The sequence below is a fragment of the Streptomyces sp. NBC_01520 genome (genome assembly GCF_045040375.1).
In the GTDB taxonomy this organism is placed as follows: Bacteria; Actinomycetota; Actinomycetes; order Streptomycetales; family Streptomycetaceae; genus Streptomyces.
This window is the reverse complement of record NZ_CP109404.1, coordinates 958,853-978,906: the sequence shown is the minus strand read 5'-3', so window position 1 is coordinate 978,906 and position 20,054 is coordinate 958,853. Positions and strand designations below refer to the sequence as shown.

Below are 20,054 nucleotides of genomic sequence, written 5' to 3'. Positions count from 1 at the left end.
AACTGCCCCCGGCCGCGGTTGCGGCCGGGGGCAGTCCGGAGTACGCCGTACGGATCAGAGCACGCACTGGGCCTCGGCGTAGCGCTCCGCCGGGACCGTCTTCAGGGTCTCCACGGCCGCCGCCAGCGGAACCATCGTGATGTCCGTGCCGCGCAGGGCCGTCATCATGCCGAACTCACCGCGGTGGGCGGCCTCCACCGCGTGCCAGCCGAAGCGGGTGGCCAGGACACGGTCGTACGCGGTCGGTGTGCCGCCGCGCTGGACGTGCCCCAGGATCACCGGGCGGGCCTCCTTGCCGAGGCGCTGCTCCAGCTCGCCCGAGAGCTGCGTCGCCACTCCGGCGAACCGCTCGTGGCCGTAGACGTCCTTGGTGCCCTGGTTGAAGTCCATCGAGCCCTCGCGCGGCTTGGCGCCCTCCGCGACGACGACGATCGCGAACTTCTTGCCGTCCGAGAAACGCCGGCCGACGAGCGCGGTCAGCTCGTCGATGTCGAAGGGCCGCTCGGGGACGACGATCGCGTGCGCGCCCGCGGCCATGCCCGAGTGCAGGGCGATCCAGCCGGTGTGCCGGCCCATGACCTCGACGATCAGCACCCGCTGGTGCGACTCGGCCGTGGTCTTCAGCCGGTCGAGGGCCTCCGTCGCGACGCCCACGGCCGTGTCGAACCCGAAGGTCACGTCGGTGGAGGCGATGTCGTTGTCGATGGTCTTGGGCACACCGACGATGGGCAGCCCCGCCTCGGACAGCAGATTGGCAGCCTTCAGCGTGCCTTCACCGCCGATCGGGATGATCGCGTCCAGACCGAGATCGGCGACATGGCCCCTGGCTCGCTCCACACCGTCACGCAGATGCGCGGGCTGGACCCGGGACGAACCGAGGATCGTGCCGCCCCGGGCGAGGATGCCGGCCACCGCGTCGAGGTCGAGCTTGCGGTAGTCGCACTCGAGGAGGCCCCGCCAACCGTCGTGGAAGCCGATGACCTCGTCACCGTGGTCGACCACCGCGCGGTGCACGACGGAACGGATGACGGCGTTGAGGCCGGGGCAGTCGCCGCCGGAGGTGAGCACACCAATTCGCATTGCCCGGGAAACCTTTGCAACGTGGGCCGACGACCGGACCACGTCGTCCGGTTGGATCCCCGCCACCCTACCGGCGCAAGGTGGCGGGACCGAACCCGCTGTCCGACTGCTGGACGTCCACCGGCCGTACACAACACCTCACGATCACGGACGGCCCGTCAGGAGGGCGTGTCCGCACGGAAGGCCGTGCCGGCCGGAGGACGTCAGGCGGGCTGCGTCGCCGAGGCGATCCGCTCGGCGCGCAGCGCCTCGTACCAGCGGTCGTCGCACGGCGGCAGCGCGTTCACATCGAGGGCCAGCTTCAGCAGGTGGTCCGCGATCAGCGGATTGCGTGCCAGCACCGGACCGTGCATGTACGTACCGAAGACCGTGTCGTTGTACGCACCCTCGGTGCCGTCACCCGTGCCGTTGCCCCGCCCGATCCGGGTGCGCGCGAACGGCCTGGCCGTCGGGCCGAGGTGGGTGATGCCCTGGTGGTTCTCGAATCCGGTCAGCGGCGGCAGCCCCAGGTTGGGATCGATGTCCCCGAGCACGTCACCGACGCACCGGGCACCCTCGCCCCGCGTGGAGATCACGTCGAGCAGCCCGAGGCCCGGCTCGCGCTCGCCGAGGTCGTTGATGAACTCGTGGCCGAGGATCTGGTAGCCCGCGCAGACCGAGAAGATGATCGCGCCGTTGGAAGCGGCCCGGCTCAGCCCGCCGTCGCGGCGCAGCCGCTCCGCCGCCAGCCGCTGCGGCCGGTCCTCGCCCCCGCCGATCAGGTAGATGTCGCCCGAGGTCGGGATGGGCTGGTCGCTGCGCACGTCGACGCGCGACACGTCCAGACCGCGCTGCCGCGCCCGGCGCTCCACCACCAGGGCGTTGCCCTGATCGCCGTAGGTGCTGAGGAGGTCCGGGTAGACCCACACCAGCCGCAGGCCGTTGTTGCTCATGCTTCGTCCTCTCCGGGGGTGGCCCGCGCCGGGGTCAGTTGCCGACACGACGGCGCAGATCCTGGAAGGCGGTGTAGTTGGCGATGACCTCGATGCGGCCGGGCGGAGACATCTGGACGGCCTCGTCCAGGGTCTCGCAGACACGGAAGTCGAGCCCGGCGACCTCCAGGCGGACCGCGAGGTCCAGCTTGCGGTCACCGAGCACGAAGATCGGGTGGCCGTAGAGCTGGGTGTAGTCGACGTCCCAGAGCCACGAGGTGTCCGTGCCGTCCGCGCCGCGGGCGTTCACGGAGAGGATCACCGGAGTGGGCGGCGGATCGATCAGGGAGAACGTCTCGAGCCAGCCCGCCGGGTTCTTCGCCAGCAGCAGCCGCAGCTCACGGCCGAGGAAGGTGACGACGTCGTAGCGGCCCGCCACGGCCTGCACCTGGTACATGCGCTCCAGGGCGACCTGGGGCGGCACGCCGAACACCGCGGCGACGGCGGCCGAGCTGGTGGCGTTCGCCTTGTTGGCGCGGCCCGGCAGCTGGAGGTGGATCGGCCACGCGGAACCGTGCGGGTCCAGCACGTAGTCGCCGTTGAGCGCCCAGCTGGGGGCGGGGCGGCGGAAACCGCACTCGCCGCAGAACCAGTCGTCGCCGGGGCGCTGCATCACACCGCCGCAGGACGGGCAGGACCAGGCGTCGTCCTTCCACGCCTGTCCCGCGGCCACCCACACCACGTTGGGGGAGGAGGACGCCGCCCAGACGATCAGCGGGTCGTCCGCGTTGGCCACGATCACGGCCTTCGAGCCGGAGAGGCCCTCACGCCACTTCTCGGCCAGCATCCGGGTCTCCGCCGCGCGGTCCAGCTGGTCGCGGGAGAGGTTGAGCAGCGCGATCACCTTCGGCGTCGTGTCGCGTGCGACGCCGGCGAGGTACTTCTCGTCGACCTCGATCACGCCGTACTTCGCGTCCGAGCCGCCGGCCAGCGCGGAGGTGATCCCCGCGGGCATGTTGGCGCCGAGCGCGTTCGACACGACCGGACCGGCGGCCCGCAGGGCCTCGGCGATCAGTCTGGTGGTGGTCGTCTTGCCGTTCGTCGCGGACACGAGGATCACGTCCAAGTGCTGCGCCAGCCGCCCCAGCAGGTCGGGGTCGAGCTTGAGCGCCACCCGGCCGCCGATCACCGATCCGCTGCCGCGCCCCGCAGCGCGCGACACCGCCGCCGCGGCTTTGCCCGCCGTCACGGCGAGCTTGGCCCGCGGCGACAACGGCTCCGTGTTGCCTGCCATCGTCCTAGATCCTCCTTGCATAGTCCGCGCCCAGCCTATCGATGTCCGGCACCGCAACCGCACGTCGGCACCGGGCGGAACGTGGAGGTCACCTGGAACGTACCCTTCTCCCCATGCGAAACCGCCCGATCCCCGGCAGTTCCGGACTCGTCCGCGCCATGAGTCTGCTCGGCGACCCGGTGCTCCACAGTCCCTGCGAGGACGTCACCGACTTCGGGCCCTCGCTCGCGAGACTGGTCGAGGACCTCTTCGCCACGATGTACGCGGCGCAGGGTGTGGGTCTGGCCGCCAACCAGATCGGGGTTCCGCTCAAGGTGTTCGTCTACGACTGCCCGGACGACGAGGAGGTCAGGCATCTCGGCCATCTCGTCAATCCGGTACTCGTCGAGGCGGACGGGATTACCGTACGCGGACCGGAGGGGTGCCTCTCACTTCCCGGCCTGGAAGCGGGCACCCCGCGCTTCGACCACGCGGTGGTCGAGGGCCGCACCGTCATGGGCGAACCGGTGCGCGTCACCGGCACCGGCTGGTTCGCCCGCTGTCTGCAGCACGAGTGCGACCACCTCGACGGCCGGGTCTACACGGACCGGCTGACCGGCCTGCGCCGCACCAGGGTCCTGCGCGCGGCCCGGCGGGCGCCGTGGGGGCGTACGGACTGATCCCGTCGTACGGACCGGTCCCGTCGTACGGACTGGTCCCGTCGTACGGACTGGTCCCGTCGTGCGCGGACCGGCCCCGTCGTACGGATGGCGGTTCAGAACCCGGGGCCGCCCGGCAGGTCGCCCGCCTCGGCCAGCCTGCCCCAGAGCAGGTCGGCGAGGCTGCGTACCAACTGCTCGCGTGAGCAGGGGCGGTCGCCCAGCCACCAGTCGCCGGCGGCGTGCATCATGCCGACGATGCCGTGGCCCCAGATCCGGGCCATCTGTTCGCTGTCGGGTCCGAGGTCGACCCGTTCGGAGATCACCTTGCCGAGCTCCTCACCGAGCCTGCGCAGCAACGGGGCGGAGTGCCGGCCGACGTCGAAGCCCTGCTCGGGGGAGGGTGCCGCGTCGTCGGACGGGTGCATCAGGAAGCGGTAGACCTGCGGACGGGCCTCGATCGCCGCGAGATAGGTGTCCAGGGTCGCCTCGACCCGCTCGCGGCGCTCCGACGGGGCATCGAGCGCGGCGCGCAGGGCGCTCAGCAGAGCGTCGGTGTGGCGCTTGGCGAGGGCGCGGTAGAGGCCGCCCTTGTCGCCGAAGTGACGGTAGAGGATGGGTTTGGTGATTCCGGCCTCCGCGGCGATCGCGTTCATCGACGCCTGCGGGCCGTCCCGGAGAACCACGCGGTCCGCGGCCTCCAGCAGCTCCCGGCGGCGGCGCTCGGCCGCCGTCCGCTGTCGCTCGGCCCCTCGTGTGGTCTCCATGTCGTCTCTCCCCGCCCCCGCAAGCTGTCCCGCGATCTCTTGACGCCCGGGCAACGTAACACCATGCCCTACGGTGCGCGGATCCGCGGTTGAGCGGTTGACAGTGACTACTTGCTGGTAACAGACTGATGTTACCGTGAGTAACATATCGTTGTCCGGAAGTGCATGGAGGGAACATGGCCGAGTTCACGCTCGAGCTCAACGACGACCAGAAGCAGGTCCGTGACTGGCTTCACGGCTTCGCCGCGGATGTGATCCGACCGGCCGCTTCGGAGTGGGACGAGCGTGAGGAAACGCCCTGGCCCGTCATCCAGGAGGCGGCCAAGGTCGGCATCTACTCCCTCGACTTCTACGCCCAGCAGTTCTTCGACCCTACGGGCCTCGGCATCCCGGTGGCCATGGAGGAGCTGTTCTGGGGTGACGCGGGCATCGCCCTGTCGATCGTAGGTACGGGCCTGGCGGCCGTCGGTGTCCTCGCCAACGGCACCGAGGAACAGATCGGCACCTGGATCCCGCAGATGTACGGCGACGCCGACGACGTGAAACTCGCCGCCTTCTGCTCCTCCGAGCCGGACGCCGGTTCCGACGTCGCCTCGATGCGTACCCGCGCGGTGTACGACGAGGCCAAGGACGAGTGGATACTCAACGGCACGAAGACCTGGGCGACCAACGGCGGTATCGCCAACGTCCACGTCGTCGTCGCGGTCGTCGACCCGGAGCTGGGCTCGAAGGGCCACGCCTCCTTCATCGTCCCGCCTGCCACCCCGGGCCTGTCCCAGGGACAGAAGTTCAAGAAGCACGGCATCCGTGCCTCGCACACCGCCGAAGTGGTCCTGGAGGACGCCCGCGTTCCCGGGCACTGCCTGCTCGGCGGCAAGGAGAAGCTCGACGAGCGCCTCGCCCGGGCCCGTGAGCGTGCCAAGTCCGGTGGGGAGCGCGTCAAGAACGCCGCGATGGCCACGTTCGAGGCGTCCCGCCCTGCCGTCGGCGCCATGGCGGTCGGAACCGCCCGTGCCGCCTACGAGGTCGCTCTCGACTACGCGAAGACCCGGACCCAGTTCGGCCGCCCCATCATCGACAACCAGGGGATCGCCTTCCAGCTGGCCGACATGCGCACGCAGATCGACGCGGCCCGGCTGCTGGTCTGGCGCGCCTCCTGGATGGCGAGCGCCGGCAAGCCGTTCACCTCGGCCGAGGGCTCGATGTCGAAGCTGTTCGCGAGCGAGACGGCGAAGTCGGTGACCGCCCAGGCCGTCCAGATCCTTGGCGGCAACGGCTTCACCCGCGAGTACCCGGTGGAGCGCATGCATCGTGACGCCGCGATCTACACCATCTTCGAGGGCACGAGCGAGATCCAGCGCCTGGTGATCGCCCGCACCCTGTCGGGGATGCCGATCCGCTGACGGACGCCGACGGGCCGGACCGCACGACGGTCCGGCCCCCGGGGCCGTTCTACTTCTTCGGCAGGTGCGCCTCGATGGCGGTGAGGACCTCGGGGGCCTCCGGCTCGGTCCGGGGGCGGATCCGGGCGACCGGCTCGCCGGCCGGGGAGACCAGGAACTTCTCGAAGTTCCACTGGACGTCACCGGCCGCACCCTCGGAGTCGGCCAGCTTCGTCAGTTCCGCATACAACGGGTGCCGGTCCTCGCCGTTGACGTCGACCTTCTCCAGGAGAGGGAAGCTGACCCCGTACGTCGTCGAGCAGAATGTCTGGATCTCCTCCGCGGAGCCCGGCTCCTGGCCCGCGAACTGGTTGCAGGGCACACCGAGCACGGTGAAGCCGCGGTCCCCGTACTCCTTCTGGAGCCGCTCCAGACCTGCGTACTGCGGGGTGAGGCCGCACTTCGACGCGACGTTCACCAGCAGGACCGCGGAGCCGTCGTAGGCCCCCAGCGTGGTGGGCTCGCCGGTGAGGGTGCGGAGCGGGATGTCGTGCAGCGTCATGGAAGATCTCCTCTGTTGCGTGGCGTCGCTGTTCATTGTGCCGCCGCCAGTGGATTCGCGGGGCCGACCGCCTTGTAGTAGAAGGTGGTCGCCCTCAGCACACCGCCCGGGTCGCCCGCGTACGCGGGAATCGATCCGCACTCCGTCCAGCCCGCGGCGCTGTAGAGCCGTTCGGCCGGGCTGCCGGTCTCGGTGTCCAGGACCAGCAGCGTCAGCCCTTCGGCAGCCGCGGACCGCTCGACGGCTGCCAGCAGGGCCCGGCCGACACCCCGGCCCCGGGACGAGGGGCGCACCATCAGCTTGGCGACCTCCGCGCGGTGGCGGGCGTTCGGCAGGGCGGGCATGACCAGGCCGATCGTGCCGGCCAGCCGCTCCCCGTCGCGGGCGATCCACACCTGGTGGCGCCCCGCCTCGACCGCGACGGCCCGCTCCCGCCACCAGGTGGCGGCGGACGCCCGGTCCAGTGGCTTCAGGAATCCCACCGAGGCGCCGCCCTCCACGGTCTCGATCAGCAGGGCGGCCAACTCGTCGGCGTACGTGACGAGCTCGGGGCCGGTCAAGGGGACGATCTCGGTCATGGAGCGGGGTCCTCTCACATCGTTCACGGCAGGACGATCAGCAGGGCGTAGCGGGCCCGGTCCGGGCCCGGGCAGTGGAAGCGCGAGGGGCCGCGCAGCCGGAAGCGCAGACAGTCACCGCGGCGCACGGTGTGCACGGTGTCCTCGACGGTGATCTCGACCGTGCCTTCCAGTACCCAGATGTGCTGCTCCACACCGGGCACCGGCGGTTCCTCGTACGAGAGGGCGGCGCCGGCGTCGAGCGTGCCCTCGACGATCTCCGCGCGCAGGCCGCTGTGCGGCGGTGAGACGGAGCGGCGTACGAAACCGGACCGCTCGTCCCGCCACACCGGCTGCCGGTCGGCGGGCACCAGGGCCGGTGGTTCCGTCTCCACCTCCATCAGCAGCCGCGACATCGTCCGCCCGTAAGCCGTGCACAGCCGCCCGAGCACGGTCGCGGTGGGACTCAGCTCGCCGCGCTCCAGCCGCGACAGGGTCGAACGGCTCACCTCGGTGCGCCGGGACAGCTCGTCCAGCGACCAGCCGTGTTCGATGCGGAGCCGGCCCAGCCGGACCGCGAGCCGGGCGCCGACGGAGTCCGGCTCGTCGTTGTCTCTCATATTCAGGATCATATCCCTGATAAGAGATATGGGGGGTGAGCCGCCAGGGTCGGTGTGCCGATCAGGTGATGCCGTGTCAGGCTGATAAAGGGAAGATAAGCCGCATACCGGTTCATTCGGGCCGGATGGCGACTGGAGAACCGAGGAGGCCGACATGGCCAGAAATGTGAGCGATTCGCGAGCGGATCACGACACCGTGGGCTCGCGCTCATCCGCGTCCGGCTGGACGGTCTTCGCGGCCGTACTGATGATCTTCGGCGGGGCCATGGCGATCCTCGAAGGGATCGCCGCCATCGCCAAGGACGACGTGTTCGTCGCCACACGCAACTACGTGTTCCAGTTCAACCTGACCGGCTGGGGATGGATCCACCTCATTCTGGGCATCGTCATCCTCCTGGCCGGCTGCGCCCTGTTCACAGGAGCCCTGTGGGCGCGCGCCGTCGGCGTCCTGGGCGCCGGACTCGGTGTGGTCGCCCACTTCCTGTGGCTGCCGTACTACCCGTTCTGGTCCCTCGTGCTCATCGCCGTGTACATCATCGTCATCTGGGCGCTGTGCGCGGGACCGCAACGGGACGCTCGAGCCTGAGCACCAGGACGTAGGAGACCACCACCGAGACGATCACGAGCGGCATCACCGTGATGCCCTCGGATCCCAGCAGCAGTGTGGCGAGCAGTACCGATGTCATCGGCAGTTTCAGCATCGCCACACACATGGCGCCGACGCCCATCGCGAAACCGGACGTCACGTCCAGTCCCGGCAGATGAGAAAGGGCCAGTCCGCCCGCCGCCCCCACGAACATCGCGGGGAAGATGGGACCACCCCGGAAGCTGCTCAACGACGCGCAGTATGCGAGCGCCTTGCAGGCGACGAGCACCAGGAGCGTACCGGCGGAGTACGCGGCGTTGTCGCTGAGCAGCCCGCCCAGGGCGTCCTGGCCCGAGTAGAGCACCTCGGAGGCATCCTCCCCGGTGCTCTCGGCGTACAGGAGCGCGAGTGCGCCGACGATCACACCCGTCCCCGCGGTGGCGGCCACCCTGCGCCGCTCGACCCGCTCCTGCAGGTACAGCGAGAGCTGCTTGATCCCCGTGCCCAGGAGAGCCGCCGCGACCCCCAGCGCGACCGCCCAGCCGAACTCGGCGAAGCCCGGCTGCCCCGTGTGCGGAACGTGGGGGAGGGTCAGGGAGTACGTACCCAGGCCCGTCCACGAACCCAGTCCGATGAAGATGAGCGAGCCGATACCCGAGGCGAGCAGCCCCGGCACGAGCGCCACACCGAGCATCGTCCCGGCGATGCCTGACGCCTCCATCAGCAGGAACGCGCCGAGGAGCGGCGAGCCCAGCAGGGCGCTGACGGCCGCGAAACTCCCGGCTGCCGCGACCAGGACGCGCCCGCCGGGCTTGATTCCGGGTTTGACCAGACGTACCGCGTACACGGCCAGGCCGCCGCCGAGGGTGATCAGCGGAGCCTCCGGTCCGAGCACCGCGCCGAGCCCCAGGGAGGTCAGTGCGGCCAGTGTGATCCCCGGAAGCTCCGCGGCGGTCGGCGGGCCCGTGTTCACCAGGCCCTCGGCGGGCCTGTGCCCGCCCAGGCCCGGCAGGTGGCGGATGGTCAGTCCGGTCAGCAGGCCGGCCACGGCGAGCAGCGGCACCGGCCACCACGACGGCGTCCCGTCGAAGCCCAGGCCCCGGGGCAGGTCCTCGTAGGTCAGCGACTGCAGTTCGTGGACGAGGGCCAGGAAGCCGAACGCCGCGGCGGAGATGGGGACTCCGAGGATCGCCACCATGATCAGGAGCACCGTGTATCCCCGGGTGCGGACGACCTCCATCGGGTCGGGGGACTCCGTGCCGGGTGTTCCGATCGGTTCGGCCGACATGGTCATGGTCTCCTCAGCGTCGGGCCCGGCCGGAACGTGCTGTCCCGGCGGGGTCCACACGGTGATACCACGATGTGGCGTTCTGTCCGTGACGTCCCGATTGTTGAGGTGCGGCGAGTCCTGCGGCGTCGGCAGTTGCCGAGGTGTCCTACCGCCTACCGGTCGTCCTCCCCGGCCGCGGGAAGCCTGCCCGCGGCCACCGCGTCGGTCAGCGCCCGGTGGTCCCGCTCGTTGCGGTCGGCGTACCGTTCGGCGAACGTCGCCAGCGCCCGGTCGAACACGTCGCGGCGCCCCAGATACGCCGCGATGGCGATCCGGTCGCCGGACCGCGCGTGGGCGCGGGCCAGCGTCGCCCCGCACAGCTCGCCGAACGCCCGCATCCCGCGCGGCACCATCAGCTCCGGTTCGACGACGCCCTTCCAGTCGCGCAGCTGGCGCACGTAGAAGTCGCGGCGCCTGCCGTCGATCCCGTCCACCCGTTCCCAGCCGAGGAAGATGTCCCCGGCGGCCTGCATCATGCGCTGGCCCGCGACCACCCGCTCGCCCTGATTCCGGTACGCGCTCGGCCCGGCGTACGGGGCGAGCGCCGAGGTGTCGGCCTCCTTCGCCTGGAGGAAGAGCGGGTCCGCGCCGTCCCTGCCCAGCAGCAGGATGATCCAGCAACGGGTCCCGACGCTGCCCACACCCACGACCTTGCGGGCCATGTCAGCCGGACGGAAGTCCGCGAGCAGGGCCCGGCGGTCCGAGGGGAGGCTGCGGCCGTAGCGCCGGAGCAGCTTGTGGACCTGCTTCTCCAGCGCGCCGCGTTCCGCCTCGGGGAGCAGGTCCGCCAGCGGTACGAGCAGAGGCGGGTCCGGGGCGATCCGGAGTCGCCCGTCGGCGGTCTCGGTGAGTTTGTCGAAGGCCTGCAGGCTGTCCCGGGTGCGGGCCTTCGCGGTCACCTCGGCCAGCCGCCTGCGGCCGCGAGCGGTCAGCTTCTCCGCTGCCAGGCTGCGCAGGAGGTCCGCGTCGGTCCGGGTGTACCAGACCTCGAGATTGCGCATGCCGGCGAACCGGGTCATCGACTCCCGGTACGAACGCACCGTGGCCCGCACGATGTCCGCCCGCTTCCGGTCCGAGAAGTCGTTCGCCCGCCCCGCGATGACGAGGCTCGCCGCCAGCCGCTTGACGTCCCACTCCCAGGGCCCGGGCAGCGTCTCGTCGAAGTCGTTGATGTCGAACAGCAGATGGCGCTCGGGGGAGGCGAGCAGTCTGAAGTTCATCAGATGGGCGTCGCCGCACAGCTGGGCCCGGATCCCCGAATCCGGCGTGCCCGCCAGGTCGGACGCCATCACGGCGGCGGCCCCCCGGTAGAAGCGGAACGGGGACTCGGTCATCCGCCCGTACCGGATCGGCACGAGTTCGGGGACCCTCGCCGCCGACTGGGTCCGGAGGATGTCCAGCGGATCCGCGCGGTCCGCCGCCGGCTCGAACGCGGCATGGCTGGAGCGGGGCGCCCGGCGCCGGGCCGCCTTGCCGAGCGCGGCCCGTTCCCCGGGGGTCGCGCCCGGCGCGACGCGGAGCGGCGAGGTGTCGTCCTGGGTCATCGGGGACCCTCCTGACTGCCTGAGCGGAGTGCGGAGACTGCCCACCATCATTCCGGTTCGTCCGGGATTCGGCCTGTTCCGGCAGCCCCGGCCTTCGTACGCCGGTCAGGTCTGCTGTGCGCTTTTGTCCCGGCGCAGGGCCACCCGCCGCCAGATCGCCCGCTGGCACCTGAGCGCCGCGGCGCCGACCACGACGAGCACCGAGATGTTGACCAGCAGCTGGATGAGCGAGCCCCCGGCCGCGGACCAGCTGGTGAACGCCGTGGACACGCTGATGTCCGCGGCGGCGGGAATGGTCGTGACGGAGATGAACACCCCGAGAAGGGAGGTCGTCCTGGCCTCGGTGAGCGACACGATGCCCACGATCCCGGCCAGGGTCGCGACGGCGACCGAGAAGAAGTTCGGTGTGTTGATCAGGTTGGAGACCGGCCGCAGCCCCGCGTCGAAGGCCTCCGACTGGAATCCGAAACCGCGGATGACGAGGCTGAAGAGGAAGGTCACCAGGATCGTCAGCAGGAACCCCACGCAGAGGGCCGACAGCCCCCGCCGCACCATGCCGCGGTCGCCCCGGTCGATGCCCAGTGCCACCGCGACGATCGCCCCGTACTCGGGACCGACGACCATCGCCGCGACGATCAGGATCTGGGAGTTGGTGACGATGCCGACCGCACCGATGAGACCCGCGATGACCAGGTACAGGTAGAAACTCGGCGCGTACCTCCCCTCGGACCTGATGCGCGCCTCCACCTGCTCCCACACCGGCGCGTTGGCCAGCACCCCGAGGCGGCGCAGCGCGGCCTCCGAGGCCCGCCCCGAGAACGCCATGTCCACCGGCTCGATGACGAGCGAGCCGAGGACGTCGACCCGCAGGTCCCGCAGGCCGTGCAGCACGTCGTTGGCCGCCCCCGCCAGCACGTCGCAGGCGACGGAGTCACCGTCCGGGTTGCGGGCCGTGCCCCGTTGCACGATCAGGTTCAGCACGTAGGGGTCGTCGGCGAGGAACTCCACGACCTGGTCGGTGCGGTCGGGTGGGCTCACCGCGCGGACATGGATCATGTCCATCGCGTACCTCCGCCGGGCAGAGAGAGCGGCCGGGTGCCGCGTAGCGGAAAGTGGCCCAGATGGCGGTACGGCGGAGATTGGACGGTCATGGACCGATACCCTCCCATAGCGGCACACGGTCCGGTGGGCGACCTGCGGACGCGCCCTGGGCTTGTCGAGCGGTGTCGATCTGGTTCGCCGCCCCCGTTCGATCCCCCAGCATCTTCGCCGCGCTGCTGGACCACGACCGCGGCGGCTTCTTCCGGCCGTCGCCCGGCGACCCCGGAATCACCTGCAAGCAGCTCTACTGCCCGGACACCGCCCTGATCGTCACCCGCTTCATGCCATCCGACGGCGTCGGCGAGGTCCTCGACCAGGTGGCACCCTCACCTCCGGGGCGCCACCCGCCGGCACGGGATTCCTCGCCCCCAAGGACCCCGGCCGGCTGTCCACGCCGGACGCCATGGAGGCCACCCGCGTCTTTGACAGCCTGGTCCACGGCTACGACCCCGCGGCCTCCCGGACGGCCTGCGCGGCTCCGAAGGGACGTTCAGCCTCTGCACGCTCCTCCACGTCGACGCGCCGGCCCGTGCCGGACGCCTGCGGCCCGCCCGCCACATGTTCGAGAAGATGCTCACCTACGCCAACCACGTGGGCCTCCTCGCCGAGGAGATCGGCCCCAGCGGAGAGCAACCGGGCACCTTCCCGCAGGCGTTCACCCACCTCTCCTCATCACCGCGGCGCGCACCCTCGACGAGGCACTCGACCGGCAGCGCGACTGACCCCCGTCACTCCTTCCTGTCGTCCCACTCCGTGCCGAGCAGCCAGCTGTCGAAGGTCCGCAGCAGCGCCATCAGCGCCACGCCAAGCCGCCAGTCGTACCCCGGCGCGTGCAGACGCACCGAGTCGTCCTTCGACGTGAACTCCAACGCGGCCCGCCTGCCCGCACGCCACACGATGCGACGGGGACCGCGCGCCGCGTCACCACTGCCGCCGAGCAGGCTCAGCACGATGATCAGCGTCTGTATCGGCAAGAACAGCCACCACACGTACCACCAGAAGATCCGGCCCTTGAAGCCCACCGCCTCCGGTCCGCCCGCCGGAGTCACCATCCACCGGGTGCGCAGACCCCTGCCACGCAGCGCCTTCTCGCGGACGAACGTGCCGATGGGCTCGCCGTGCGCACCGAGCACCTGGTACGTCGAGACACCGTTTCCGGCCGACACGGTCACCAGGGTGGCCAGCCGCTCCCGGCGGTGCTCGTCCGCCCACAGCACGAAGGAGCGCACACCGCCGCCCCGCGCCGCCCGGTAGGCGGGTATGCCCCCGGGCGGCAGCTCGCGCTCCACGTATGCCGCCACGCGCTCAGGCGCCGAACCGTCCACGCACAGCACCAGGTCCCTTACCGGGGCGGGGACACCGCCCTCGGCCACCTGCCCCTCCGCCCGCGCCGACGGCCCCATCCTCAGTACGCTGCCCACCGCTGCCTCCGTGACATGTCCTACCGGCTTGAGAGGATCCGTACGTGGAATCCTCCGAGCCCCTTCCCGAACTCTTTCCCGGACCGCAGCCGGAAGCCGGCCGCCGCGAGGTCCGCCGCCCGGTGCGGTGTGCCCTGTGCGGACGGCCCCTCACCGGTGTGGAGTCCCGCCGCACCGGACTCGGCCCCGCCTGCGACGCCAAACTGCACCCGGCGGGCCCGGACATCCGGACCCGCCGGCACGAGGTCGACCAGGACCCACTGCCCGGCACCTGACCCCCAGGACAGGCCTACGCGCCGTCGAGACGGCGGAACAGCCCCTCCTGGACCACCGACACCAGCAACTGCCCCTGGCGGTCGTAGATCCGCCCCCTGGCCAGACCCCGGCCGCCCGTGGCGATCGGCGACTCCTGGTCGTACAGGAACCACTCGTCCGCCCGGAACGGCCGGTGGAACCACATGGCGTGGTCCAGCGACGCCATGTCGAAGCCCCGCGGCCCCCACAACGGCTCCACCGGGATCCGGACCGCGTCCAGCAGCGTCATGTCGCTCGCGTACGTCAGCGCACACGTGTGCACGAGCGGGTCGTCGCCCAGCGGGCCGACCGCCCGCATCCACACCGCGCTGCGCGGGTCCGCGTCCTTGATCTCCTCCCGCGTCCAGCGCAGCCGGTCGACGTAGCGGATGTCGAAGGGCTGACGCCGCGCCATCCGCTCCAGCGCCTCCGGCAGCCCGCCCAGGTGCTCGCGCACCTCTTCGGTGACCGTCGGCAGCTCTTCCGGGTCCGGCACCGTACGGGCGGGCGGCAGCTGGTGCTCGAAGCCCGCCTCCTCGGGACGGTGGAAGGAAGCCGTCAGGTTGAAGATCGTCCGGCCCTGCTGCACGGCCGTGACCCGGCGGGTCGTGAAGGACCGGCCGTCCCGCACCCGCTCGACCTGGTACACGATCGGCACGCCGGGACGGCCGGGCCGCAGGAAGTAGGCGTGCAGCGAGTGCACCGGACGGTCCCCGTCCGTGGTGCGCCCGGCCGCGACGAGCGCCTGCCCCGCGACCTGGCCGCCGAACACCCGTTGCAGGGACTCCTCCGGGCTGCGCCCACGGAAGATGTCGACCTCGATCCGCTCCAGGTCGAGAAGATCGACCAGGAGGTCGGCGGGGTTCGTCGTCATGCCGTTCTTCTCCGCATCCGAAGCCCTGTCCTCCGTCACAGCTGGCCCACGGCGGTGACCCGGACGACTGCCCGGCCCTCCTCGTCGGAGGCCGCCAGATCGACCTCCGCACGGATGCCCCAGTCATGGTCACCCGCCGGGTCGGCAAAGGCCTGCCACACCCGCCACAGACCGTGCTCCGGGTCCTCGTCGATCTTCAGCAGCTTCGGGCCGCGCGCGTCCGGACCCGTACCCAGGTCCTCGTGCGCGTCCCAGTAGCCGTCCATCGCCTCGCCCCAGGCGTCCTCGTCCCAGCCCGAGTCGCCGTCGAGCTCGCCCAGGTCGCGGACCCGGTCCAGTGCGGCCAGTTCCACCCGGCGGAACATCGCGTTGCGCACCAGGACCCGGAAGGCGCGGGCATTGGCCGTGACCGGCTTGACCTCGTCGGCCCGCTCCTGCGCCTGCTCGGCGGTCTCCACCTCCGGGTTGGCCAGCTGCTCCCACTCGTCCAGCAGGCTGGAGTCCACCTGACGCACCATCTCGCCGAGCCAGGCGATCAGGTCCTCCAGGTCCTCGGACTTCAGGTCGTCCGGGATGGTGTGCTCCAGAGCCTTGTACGCACTCGCCAGATAGCGCAGCACGATGCCCTCGGTGCGGGCCAGCTCGTAGTTCGATGTGAACTCCGTGAACGTCATGGCCCGTTCGTACATGTCCCGGATCACCGACTTCGGCGACACGGGGTGGTCGCCGACCCACGGATGGCTCGTGCGGTACACGTCGTACGCGTGCCAGAGCAGCTCGCTCAGCGGCTTGGGGTACGTGACCTCCTGGAGCCGCTCCATCCGCTCCTCGTACTCGACACCGTCCGCCTTCATCTGCCCGACGGCCTCGCCCCGTGCCTTGTTCTGCTGGGCGGCGAGGATCTGCCGCGGGTCGTCCAGTGTCGACTCGACGACCGAGACCATGTCCAGGGCGTACGAGGGGGACTCGGCGTCCAGCAGGTCGAAGGCGGCCAGCGCGAAGGTGGACAGCGGCTGGTTCAGCGCGAAGTCCTGCTGGAGATCGACGGTGAGGCGCACGATCCGGCCCTCGGCGTCCGGGGTGTCGAGCTGTTCCACGACACCGCCGTCGAGCAGCGAACGGTAGATCGCGATGGCCCGCCGGATGTGCCGGAGCTGGGCCCGGCGCGGCTCGTGGTTGTCCTCCAGCAGGTGCCGCATCGCCTCGAACGCGTTGCCCGGACGGGCGATGACCGAGAGCAGCATCGTGTGCGTGACCCGGAAGCGCGAGGTCAGCGGCTCGGGATCCGAGGTGATCAGCTTGTCGAAGGTCGTCTCCGACCAGGCGACGAAGCCCTCCGGGGCCTTCTTGCGGACCACCTTGCGCTTCTTCTTGGGGTCGTCGCCCGCCTTCTTGACGGCCTTCTCGTTCTCGATGACGTGCTCGGGGGCCTGGGCGACGACGAAGCCCGCCGTGTCGAAGCCCGCCCGGCCGGCCCGCCCGGCGATCTGGTGGAACTCGCGGGCGCGCAGCGTGCGCACCCGGGTGCCGTCGTACTTGGTGAGAGCGGTGAACAGCACCGTACGGATCGGCACGTTGACGCCGACACCCAGCGTGTCCGTGCCGCAGATCACCTTCAGCAGACCCGCCTGCGCCAGCTTCTCGACCAGGCGGCGGTACTTGGGGAGCATGCCCGCGTGGTGCACCCCGATCCCGTGCCGCACGTAGCGGGAGAGGTTCTGGCCGAACTTGGTGGTGAAGCGGAAGTTGCCGATCAGATCGGCGATCTTCTCCTTCTCCTCCTTCGTACACATGTTGATGCTCATCAGCGACTGCGCGCGCTCCACGGCCGCGGCCTGTGTGAAGTGCACGATGTAGACGGGCGACTGCCGGGTGTCGAGCAGCTCCGTGAGCGTCTCCGTGATCGGCGTCAGGCGGTACTCGTAGCTGAGCGGGACCGGACGCGTCGCCGAGCGCACCACGGAGGTGGGACGGCCGGTGCGGCGGGTCAGGTCCTCCTCGAACATCCTGACGTCGCCGAGGGTGGCCGACATCAGGATGAACTGGGCCTGCGGAAGCTCCAGGATCGGGATCTGCCAGGCCCAGCCGCGGTCCGCCTCCGCGTAGAAATGGAACTCGTCCATCACGACCTGGCCGATGTCGGCGTACTTGCCGTCACGCAGCGCGATGGAGGCGAGGACCTCGGCGGTGCAGCAGATGACCGGGGCGTCGGCGTTGACCGAGGCGTCGCCGGTCAGCATGCCCACGTTCTCCGTGCCGAAGAGCTTGCACAGGTCGAAGAACTTCTCCGAGACCAGCGCCTTGATCGGCGCGGTGTAGAACGTGACCTTGTCCTGGGCCAGCGCCGTGAAGTGCGCACCCGCCGCGACCAGGCTCTTTCCGGAGCCGGTGGGGGTGGAAAGGATGACGTTCGCCCCGGAGACCACCTCGATCAGCGCCTCCTCCTGAGCCGGATAGAGGGTGATGCCCTGCGATTCGGTCCATGACGAGAAGGCCTCGAAGAGGGCGTCCGGGTCGGCGGTCGGGGGCAGCTGATCGATAAGGGTCACGCCCCCATCTTGCCTGCCTTGTGACCGGATGCGGGAACCGGAGGACCACGCGAAGATCACGGACGATACGCTGCCCACTCAACTCGGCTGCCTCGTACAGGCAATGGCGGCCCGGCCGCGCACGGCCGAATCACTATGGGGGCGGGAACAGCCATGATGGGACCGGCACACTCTCTGTCAGGGGCGGCGGCCTGGCTGGGGGTGGGTGCCGCGGCCGCCGCCGCGGGCCACACGATGCCCTGGCCCGTCCTCGTCGTGGGGGCCCTGATCTGCGCGGGCGCCGCACTCGCCCCGGACCTCGACCACAAGTCCGCCACCATCTCGCGCGCCTTCGGCCCGGTCTCCAAGGGCCTCTGCGAGATCGTCGACAAACTCTCGTACTCCGTCTACAAGGCGACCAAGGGGGCCGGCGACCCGCGCAGGACAGGGGGACACCGCACCCTCACCCACACCTGGCTGTGGGCGGTGCTGATCGGCGGCGGCGCCTCGGCCGCGGCGATCACCGGCGGTCGCTGGGCGGTCCTGGCGATCCTCTTCGTCCACCTCGTACTCGCCGTCGAAGGCCTGCTGTGGCGGGCCGCGCGCATGTCCAGCGACGTCCTCGTCTGGCTGCTCGGTGCGACCAGCGCGTGGATCCTGGCCGGTGTGCTCGACAAGCCGGGCAACGGTTCCGACTGGCTGTTCACCGATCCCGGCCAGGAGTACCTGTGGCTGGGACTTCCCATAGTCCTCGGGGCCCTCGTCCACTGCATCGGCGACGCGCTCACCGTCTCGGGCTGCCCGATCCTGTGGCCGATCCCGCTCGGCCGCAGGCGCTGGTATCCGCTCGGACCGCCGAAGTTCATGCGCTTCCGGGCCGGCAGCTGGGTGGAGATCAAGGTCCTGATGCCCGCGTTCATGGTGCTCGGGGGAGTGGGCGCGGCAGCGGCGCTCAACTTCATCTGACCCCCGCGCGCCCGTTCCGGGAGCGGTGCGCCCCGCGCCGTAGCACCATGACCCCATGCTGCTCGCCCGGCTCGCCCACGTGTCCCTGGAGGTCGCCGCGACGTCGGCACGGACCCGGAAGGTGGCCCTCCTCGCCGGCCTGTTCCGGGAGACCGGTCCGGACGACGTCCCAGTCGTCATCCCCTACCTCGCCGGCCGCCTCCCGCAAGGGCGGCTCGGCATCGGATGGCGCGCCCTGGCCGACCCGGTGGCAGCCGCGGACGCGCCGACACTGACGGTGTCCGGCGTCGACGCGGAGCTGACGGCGATCGGGGCGCTCTCCGGCCCCGGCTCGCAGGCCGCCCGCAGGGAACGCCTCCAGCGACTGCTCGGCGCGGCCACCACCGACGAACAGCACTTCCTGCGCGCCCTGCTCACCGGCGAGGTGCGGCAGGGGGCACTGGACGCCGTCGCGGTCGACGCCCTGGCCGCGGCCACCGACGCGCCGCCCGCCGACGTACGCCGCGCCGTCATGCTCGCCGGATCACTGCGGGCCGTCGCCCGGACGCTGCTGGCCGACGGCCCGAAGGCGCTCGCGGACTTCCGGCTCACCGTCGGCCGGCCGGTCCTGCCGATGCTGGCGCACACCGCGCGCTCGGTCACCGAGGCCGTGGACAAACTGGGGCGGTGCGCCGTCGAGGAGAAACTCGACGGCATCCGCGTACAGGTGCACCGCGACGGCCCGCGGGTGCGGGCGTACACACGCACGCTCGACGACATCACCGACCGGCTGCCCGAACTGGTCACGGCGGTGGCAGGCTTCGGCGGCGACCGGTTCGTCCTCGACGGCGAGGTGATCGCGCTCGGCCCCGACGGCAGACCGCGCCCCTTCCAGGAGACTGCCGGCCGGATCGGATCCCGGCGCGACGTCGCCGCGGCGGCGGCAGCCGTCCCCGTGGTCCCCGTCTTCTTCGACGTGCTGTCCGTCGACGGACGCGAGCTCCTGGACCTCCCCCTCACCGAACGGCACACGGAGCTGGCCGCCCTGGTCCCGGAGGCCATGCGGGTACGGCGCGTCGTCGTGACGGACCCCGGGGACGACACGGCGCGCGAGGCCGCGACGGCGTTCTTCGGGGCCACACTGGCGCACGGGCACGAGGGCGTGGTGGTCAAGGGACTGGACGCGCCCTACAGCGCCGGCCGCCGGGGCGCGTCCTGGCTCAAGGTGAAACCCGTGCACACCCTGGACCTCGTGGTGCTGGCCGCCGAGTGGGGGCACGGCAGGCGCACCGGGAAACTGTCCAACCTCCATCTGGGGGCGAGGAGGCAGGACGGCTCCTTCGTCATGCTCGGCAAGACCTTCAAAGGGCTCACCGACCAGATGCTCGCCTGGCAGACCCAGCGCCTCCGGGAACTGTCCACCGGCGACGACGGACACGTCGTCACCGTGCGGCCGGAGCTCGTCGTCGAGATCGCCTACGACGGACTCCAGAGCTCCACCCGCTACCCGGCGGGCGTCACCCTGCGGTTCGCCCGGGTGCTGCGCCACCGGGAGGACAAGTCGCCGCAGGAGGCGGACACGATCGAGACGGTGCTCGGCGCGCGGACATGACCGCGGCG

The 20,054-nt window shown here is 70.9% G+C and carries 19 protein-coding genes and 1 pseudogene; 7 read left to right on the top strand and 13 right to left on the bottom strand.

Annotated features, from left to right (window positions below):
- Positions 1 to 54: 54 nt before the first annotated feature.
- The 3 genes from OG524_RS04450 to OG524_RS04440 all read right to left on the bottom strand — a co-directional run bounded on the left by OG524_RS04450 (position 55) and on the right by OG524_RS04440 (position 3,285).
- Entirely contained in the window at positions 55 to 1,080 is a 1,026-nt protein-coding gene (locus OG524_RS04450) for a 6-phosphofructokinase (RefSeq protein ID WP_405392250.1), read from the bottom strand.
- Between the two features lie 203 nt (positions 1,081 to 1,283).
- On the bottom strand, positions 1,284 to 2,012 hold the full coding sequence (locus OG524_RS04445; protein ID WP_405392251.1) for a type 1 glutamine amidotransferase: 729 nt from the start codon (positions 2,010 to 2,012) through the stop codon (positions 1,284 to 1,286).
- Between the two features lie 34 nt (positions 2,013 to 2,046).
- Positions 2,047 to 3,285 (bottom strand): MurT ligase domain-containing protein, encoded by a 1,239-nt coding sequence (locus OG524_RS04440; protein ID WP_405392252.1) that lies wholly within the window; start codon positions 3,283 to 3,285, stop codon positions 2,047 to 2,049.
- A gap of 113 nt (positions 3,286 to 3,398) precedes the next feature.
- On the opposite strand from OG524_RS04440, the gene def reads away from it, so the two are divergent.
- A complete protein-coding gene (def, locus tag OG524_RS04435; protein WP_405392253.1) occupies positions 3,399 to 3,944 on the top strand; it encodes a peptide deformylase in 546 nt (181 codons plus the stop codon).
- Positions 3,945 to 4,039: 95 nt separating this feature from the next.
- On the opposite strand, the gene OG524_RS04430 is transcribed toward def, so the two are convergent.
- Positions 4,040 to 4,690, bottom strand: a complete 651-nt coding sequence (locus OG524_RS04430) for a TetR family transcriptional regulator (protein ID WP_361896169.1) — start codon at positions 4,688 to 4,690, stop codon at positions 4,040 to 4,042.
- Positions 4,691 to 4,866: 176 nt separating this feature from the next.
- On the opposite strand from OG524_RS04430, the gene OG524_RS04425 reads away from it, so the two are divergent.
- Positions 4,867 to 6,093, top strand: a complete 1,227-nt coding sequence (locus OG524_RS04425) for an acyl-CoA dehydrogenase family protein (RefSeq protein WP_405392254.1) — start codon at positions 4,867 to 4,869, stop codon at positions 6,091 to 6,093.
- A gap of 49 nt (positions 6,094 to 6,142) precedes the next feature.
- On the opposite strand, the gene OG524_RS04420 is transcribed toward OG524_RS04425, so the two are convergent.
- The 3 genes from OG524_RS04420 to OG524_RS04410 are packed head-to-tail and all read right to left on the bottom strand — an operon-like array spanning position 6,143 to position 7,811.
- Positions 6,143 to 6,634 (bottom strand): glutathione peroxidase, encoded by a 492-nt coding sequence (locus OG524_RS04420; protein ID WP_405809153.1) that lies wholly within the window; start codon positions 6,632 to 6,634, stop codon positions 6,143 to 6,145.
- A gap of 32 nt (positions 6,635 to 6,666) precedes the next feature.
- Complete coding sequence (locus OG524_RS04415) at positions 6,667 to 7,212, bottom strand: GNAT family N-acetyltransferase (RefSeq protein WP_405392256.1); 546 nt, start codon at positions 7,210 to 7,212, stop codon at positions 6,667 to 6,669.
- A 23-nt stretch (positions 7,213 to 7,235) separates the two neighbouring features.
- Entirely contained in the window at positions 7,236 to 7,811 is a 576-nt protein-coding gene (locus tag OG524_RS04410; RefSeq protein ID WP_405392257.1) for a helix-turn-helix domain-containing protein, read from the bottom strand.
- 154 nt (positions 7,812 to 7,965) lie between these two features.
- Between OG524_RS04410 and OG524_RS04405 the strand changes: the two genes are divergently transcribed.
- A complete protein-coding gene (locus OG524_RS04405; RefSeq protein ID WP_405392258.1) occupies positions 7,966 to 8,397 on the top strand; it encodes a hypothetical protein in 432 nt (143 codons plus the stop codon).
- Here OG524_RS04405 and OG524_RS04400 read toward each other — a convergent pair.
- The 3 genes from OG524_RS04400 to OG524_RS04390 all read right to left on the bottom strand — a co-directional run bounded on the left by OG524_RS04400 (position 8,351) and on the right by OG524_RS04390 (position 12,333).
- Positions 8,351 to 9,685 (bottom strand): chloride channel protein, encoded by a 1,335-nt coding sequence (locus OG524_RS04400; protein WP_405809150.1) that lies wholly within the window; start codon positions 9,683 to 9,685, stop codon positions 8,351 to 8,353. The genes OG524_RS04405 and OG524_RS04400 overlap by 47 nt on opposite strands.
- Positions 9,686 to 9,840: 155 nt before the next feature.
- Positions 9,841 to 11,271: a DUF2252 domain-containing protein gene (locus OG524_RS04395; RefSeq protein WP_405809149.1), complete on the bottom strand. Its 1,431-nt coding sequence runs from the start codon at positions 11,269 to 11,271 to the stop codon at positions 9,841 to 9,843.
- A 105-nt stretch (positions 11,272 to 11,376) separates the two neighbouring features.
- Positions 11,377 to 12,333 carry a DUF389 domain-containing protein gene (locus tag OG524_RS04390; protein ID WP_405809147.1) on the bottom strand — a complete coding sequence of 319 codons (957 nt, stop codon included), beginning with the start codon at positions 12,331 to 12,333 and terminating at the stop codon, positions 11,377 to 11,379.
- Positions 12,334 to 12,727: 394 nt separating this feature from the next.
- On the opposite strand from OG524_RS04390, the pseudogene OG524_RS04385 reads away from it, so the two are divergent.
- Positions 12,728 to 13,094, top strand: a pseudogene (locus OG524_RS04385) (glycoside hydrolase family 15 protein); the annotation flags it as partial.
- A gap of 6 nt (positions 13,095 to 13,100) precedes the next feature.
- Here OG524_RS04385 and OG524_RS04380 read toward each other — a convergent pair.
- A complete protein-coding gene (locus OG524_RS04380) occupies positions 13,101 to 13,793 on the bottom strand; it encodes a hypothetical protein (protein WP_405809145.1) in 693 nt (230 codons plus the stop codon).
- 44 nt (positions 13,794 to 13,837) lie between these two features.
- Here OG524_RS04380 and OG524_RS04375 point away from each other — a divergent pair, with 44 nt between their 5' ends.
- On the top strand, positions 13,838 to 14,068 hold the full coding sequence (locus tag OG524_RS04375) for a DUF6011 domain-containing protein (RefSeq protein ID WP_405392263.1): 231 nt from the start codon (positions 13,838 to 13,840) through the stop codon (positions 14,066 to 14,068).
- 14 nt (positions 14,069 to 14,082) lie between these two features.
- On the opposite strand, the gene OG524_RS04370 is transcribed toward OG524_RS04375, so the two are convergent.
- Both OG524_RS04370 and OG524_RS04365 read right to left on the bottom strand, forming a co-directional pair.
- The gene (locus OG524_RS04370; RefSeq protein ID WP_405392264.1) at positions 14,083 to 14,961 is read right to left on the bottom strand and encodes an acyl-CoA thioesterase; all 879 of its coding nucleotides are present in this window, start codon (positions 14,959 to 14,961) and stop codon (positions 14,083 to 14,085) included.
- A gap of 35 nt (positions 14,962 to 14,996) precedes the next feature.
- Positions 14,997 to 17,510 carry a DEAD/DEAH box helicase gene (locus tag OG524_RS04365; RefSeq protein ID WP_405392265.1) on the bottom strand — a complete coding sequence of 838 codons (2,514 nt, stop codon included), beginning with the start codon at positions 17,508 to 17,510 and terminating at the stop codon, positions 14,997 to 14,999.
- A 153-nt stretch (positions 17,511 to 17,663) separates the two neighbouring features.
- Between OG524_RS04365 and OG524_RS04360 the strand changes: the two genes are divergently transcribed.
- Together OG524_RS04360 and OG524_RS04355 are read left to right on the top strand one after the other, a co-directional pair.
- A complete protein-coding gene (locus OG524_RS04360; protein ID WP_405392266.1) occupies positions 17,664 to 18,455 on the top strand; it encodes a metal-dependent hydrolase in 792 nt (263 codons plus the stop codon).
- Positions 18,456 to 18,510: 55 nt separating this feature from the next.
- Positions 18,511 to 20,046, top strand: coding sequence for an ATP-dependent DNA ligase (locus OG524_RS04355; RefSeq protein ID WP_405392267.1), 1,536 nt, complete (start codon positions 18,511 to 18,513; stop codon positions 20,044 to 20,046).
- The last annotated feature ends 8 nt before the right edge of the window (positions 20,047 to 20,054 follow it).

Coding starts and splice junctions, on each gene's coding strand:
- OG524_RS04430 (WP_361896169.1), bottom strand. CDS start 4,690: ATGGAGACCACACGAGGGGCCGAGCGACAGCGGACGGCGGCCGAGCGC.
- OG524_RS04450 (WP_405392250.1), bottom strand. CDS start 1,080: ATGCGAATTGGTGTGCTCACCTCCGGCGGCGACTGCCCCGGCCTCAAC.
- OG524_RS04390 (WP_405809147.1), bottom strand. CDS start 12,333: ATGGACATGATCCATGTCCGCGCGGTGAGCCCACCCGACCGCACCGAC.
- OG524_RS04355 (WP_405392267.1), top strand. CDS start 18,511: ATGCTGCTCGCCCGGCTCGCCCACGTGTCCCTGGAGGTCGCCGCGACG.
- OG524_RS04400 (WP_405809150.1), bottom strand. CDS start 9,685: ATGTCGGCCGAACCGATCGGAACACCCGGCACGGAGTCCCCCGACCCG.
- OG524_RS04425 (WP_405392254.1), top strand. CDS start 4,867: ATGGCCGAGTTCACGCTCGAGCTCAACGACGACCAGAAGCAGGTCCGT.
- OG524_RS04370 (WP_405392264.1), bottom strand. CDS start 14,961: ATGACGACGAACCCCGCCGACCTCCTGGTCGATCTTCTCGACCTGGAG.
- def (WP_405392253.1), top strand. CDS start 3,399: ATGCGAAACCGCCCGATCCCCGGCAGTTCCGGACTCGTCCGCGCCATG.
- OG524_RS04395 (WP_405809149.1), bottom strand. CDS start 11,271: ATGACCCAGGACGACACCTCGCCGCTCCGCGTCGCGCCGGGCGCGACC.
- OG524_RS04445 (WP_405392251.1), bottom strand. CDS start 2,012: ATGAGCAACAACGGCCTGCGGCTGGTGTGGGTCTACCCGGACCTCCTC.
- OG524_RS04405 (WP_405392258.1), top strand. CDS start 7,966: ATGGCCAGAAATGTGAGCGATTCGCGAGCGGATCACGACACCGTGGGC.
- OG524_RS04415 (WP_405392256.1), bottom strand. CDS start 7,212: ATGACCGAGATCGTCCCCTTGACCGGCCCCGAGCTCGTCACGTACGCC.
- OG524_RS04410 (WP_405392257.1), bottom strand. CDS start 7,811: ATGAGAGACAACGACGAGCCGGACTCCGTCGGCGCCCGGCTCGCGGTC.
- OG524_RS04420 (WP_405809153.1), bottom strand. CDS start 6,634: ATGACGCTGCACGACATCCCGCTCCGCACCCTCACCGGCGAGCCCACC.
- OG524_RS04360 (WP_405392266.1), top strand. CDS start 17,664: ATGATGGGACCGGCACACTCTCTGTCAGGGGCGGCGGCCTGGCTGGGG.
- OG524_RS04440 (WP_405392252.1), bottom strand. CDS start 3,285: ATGGCAGGCAACACGGAGCCGTTGTCGCCGCGGGCCAAGCTCGCCGTG.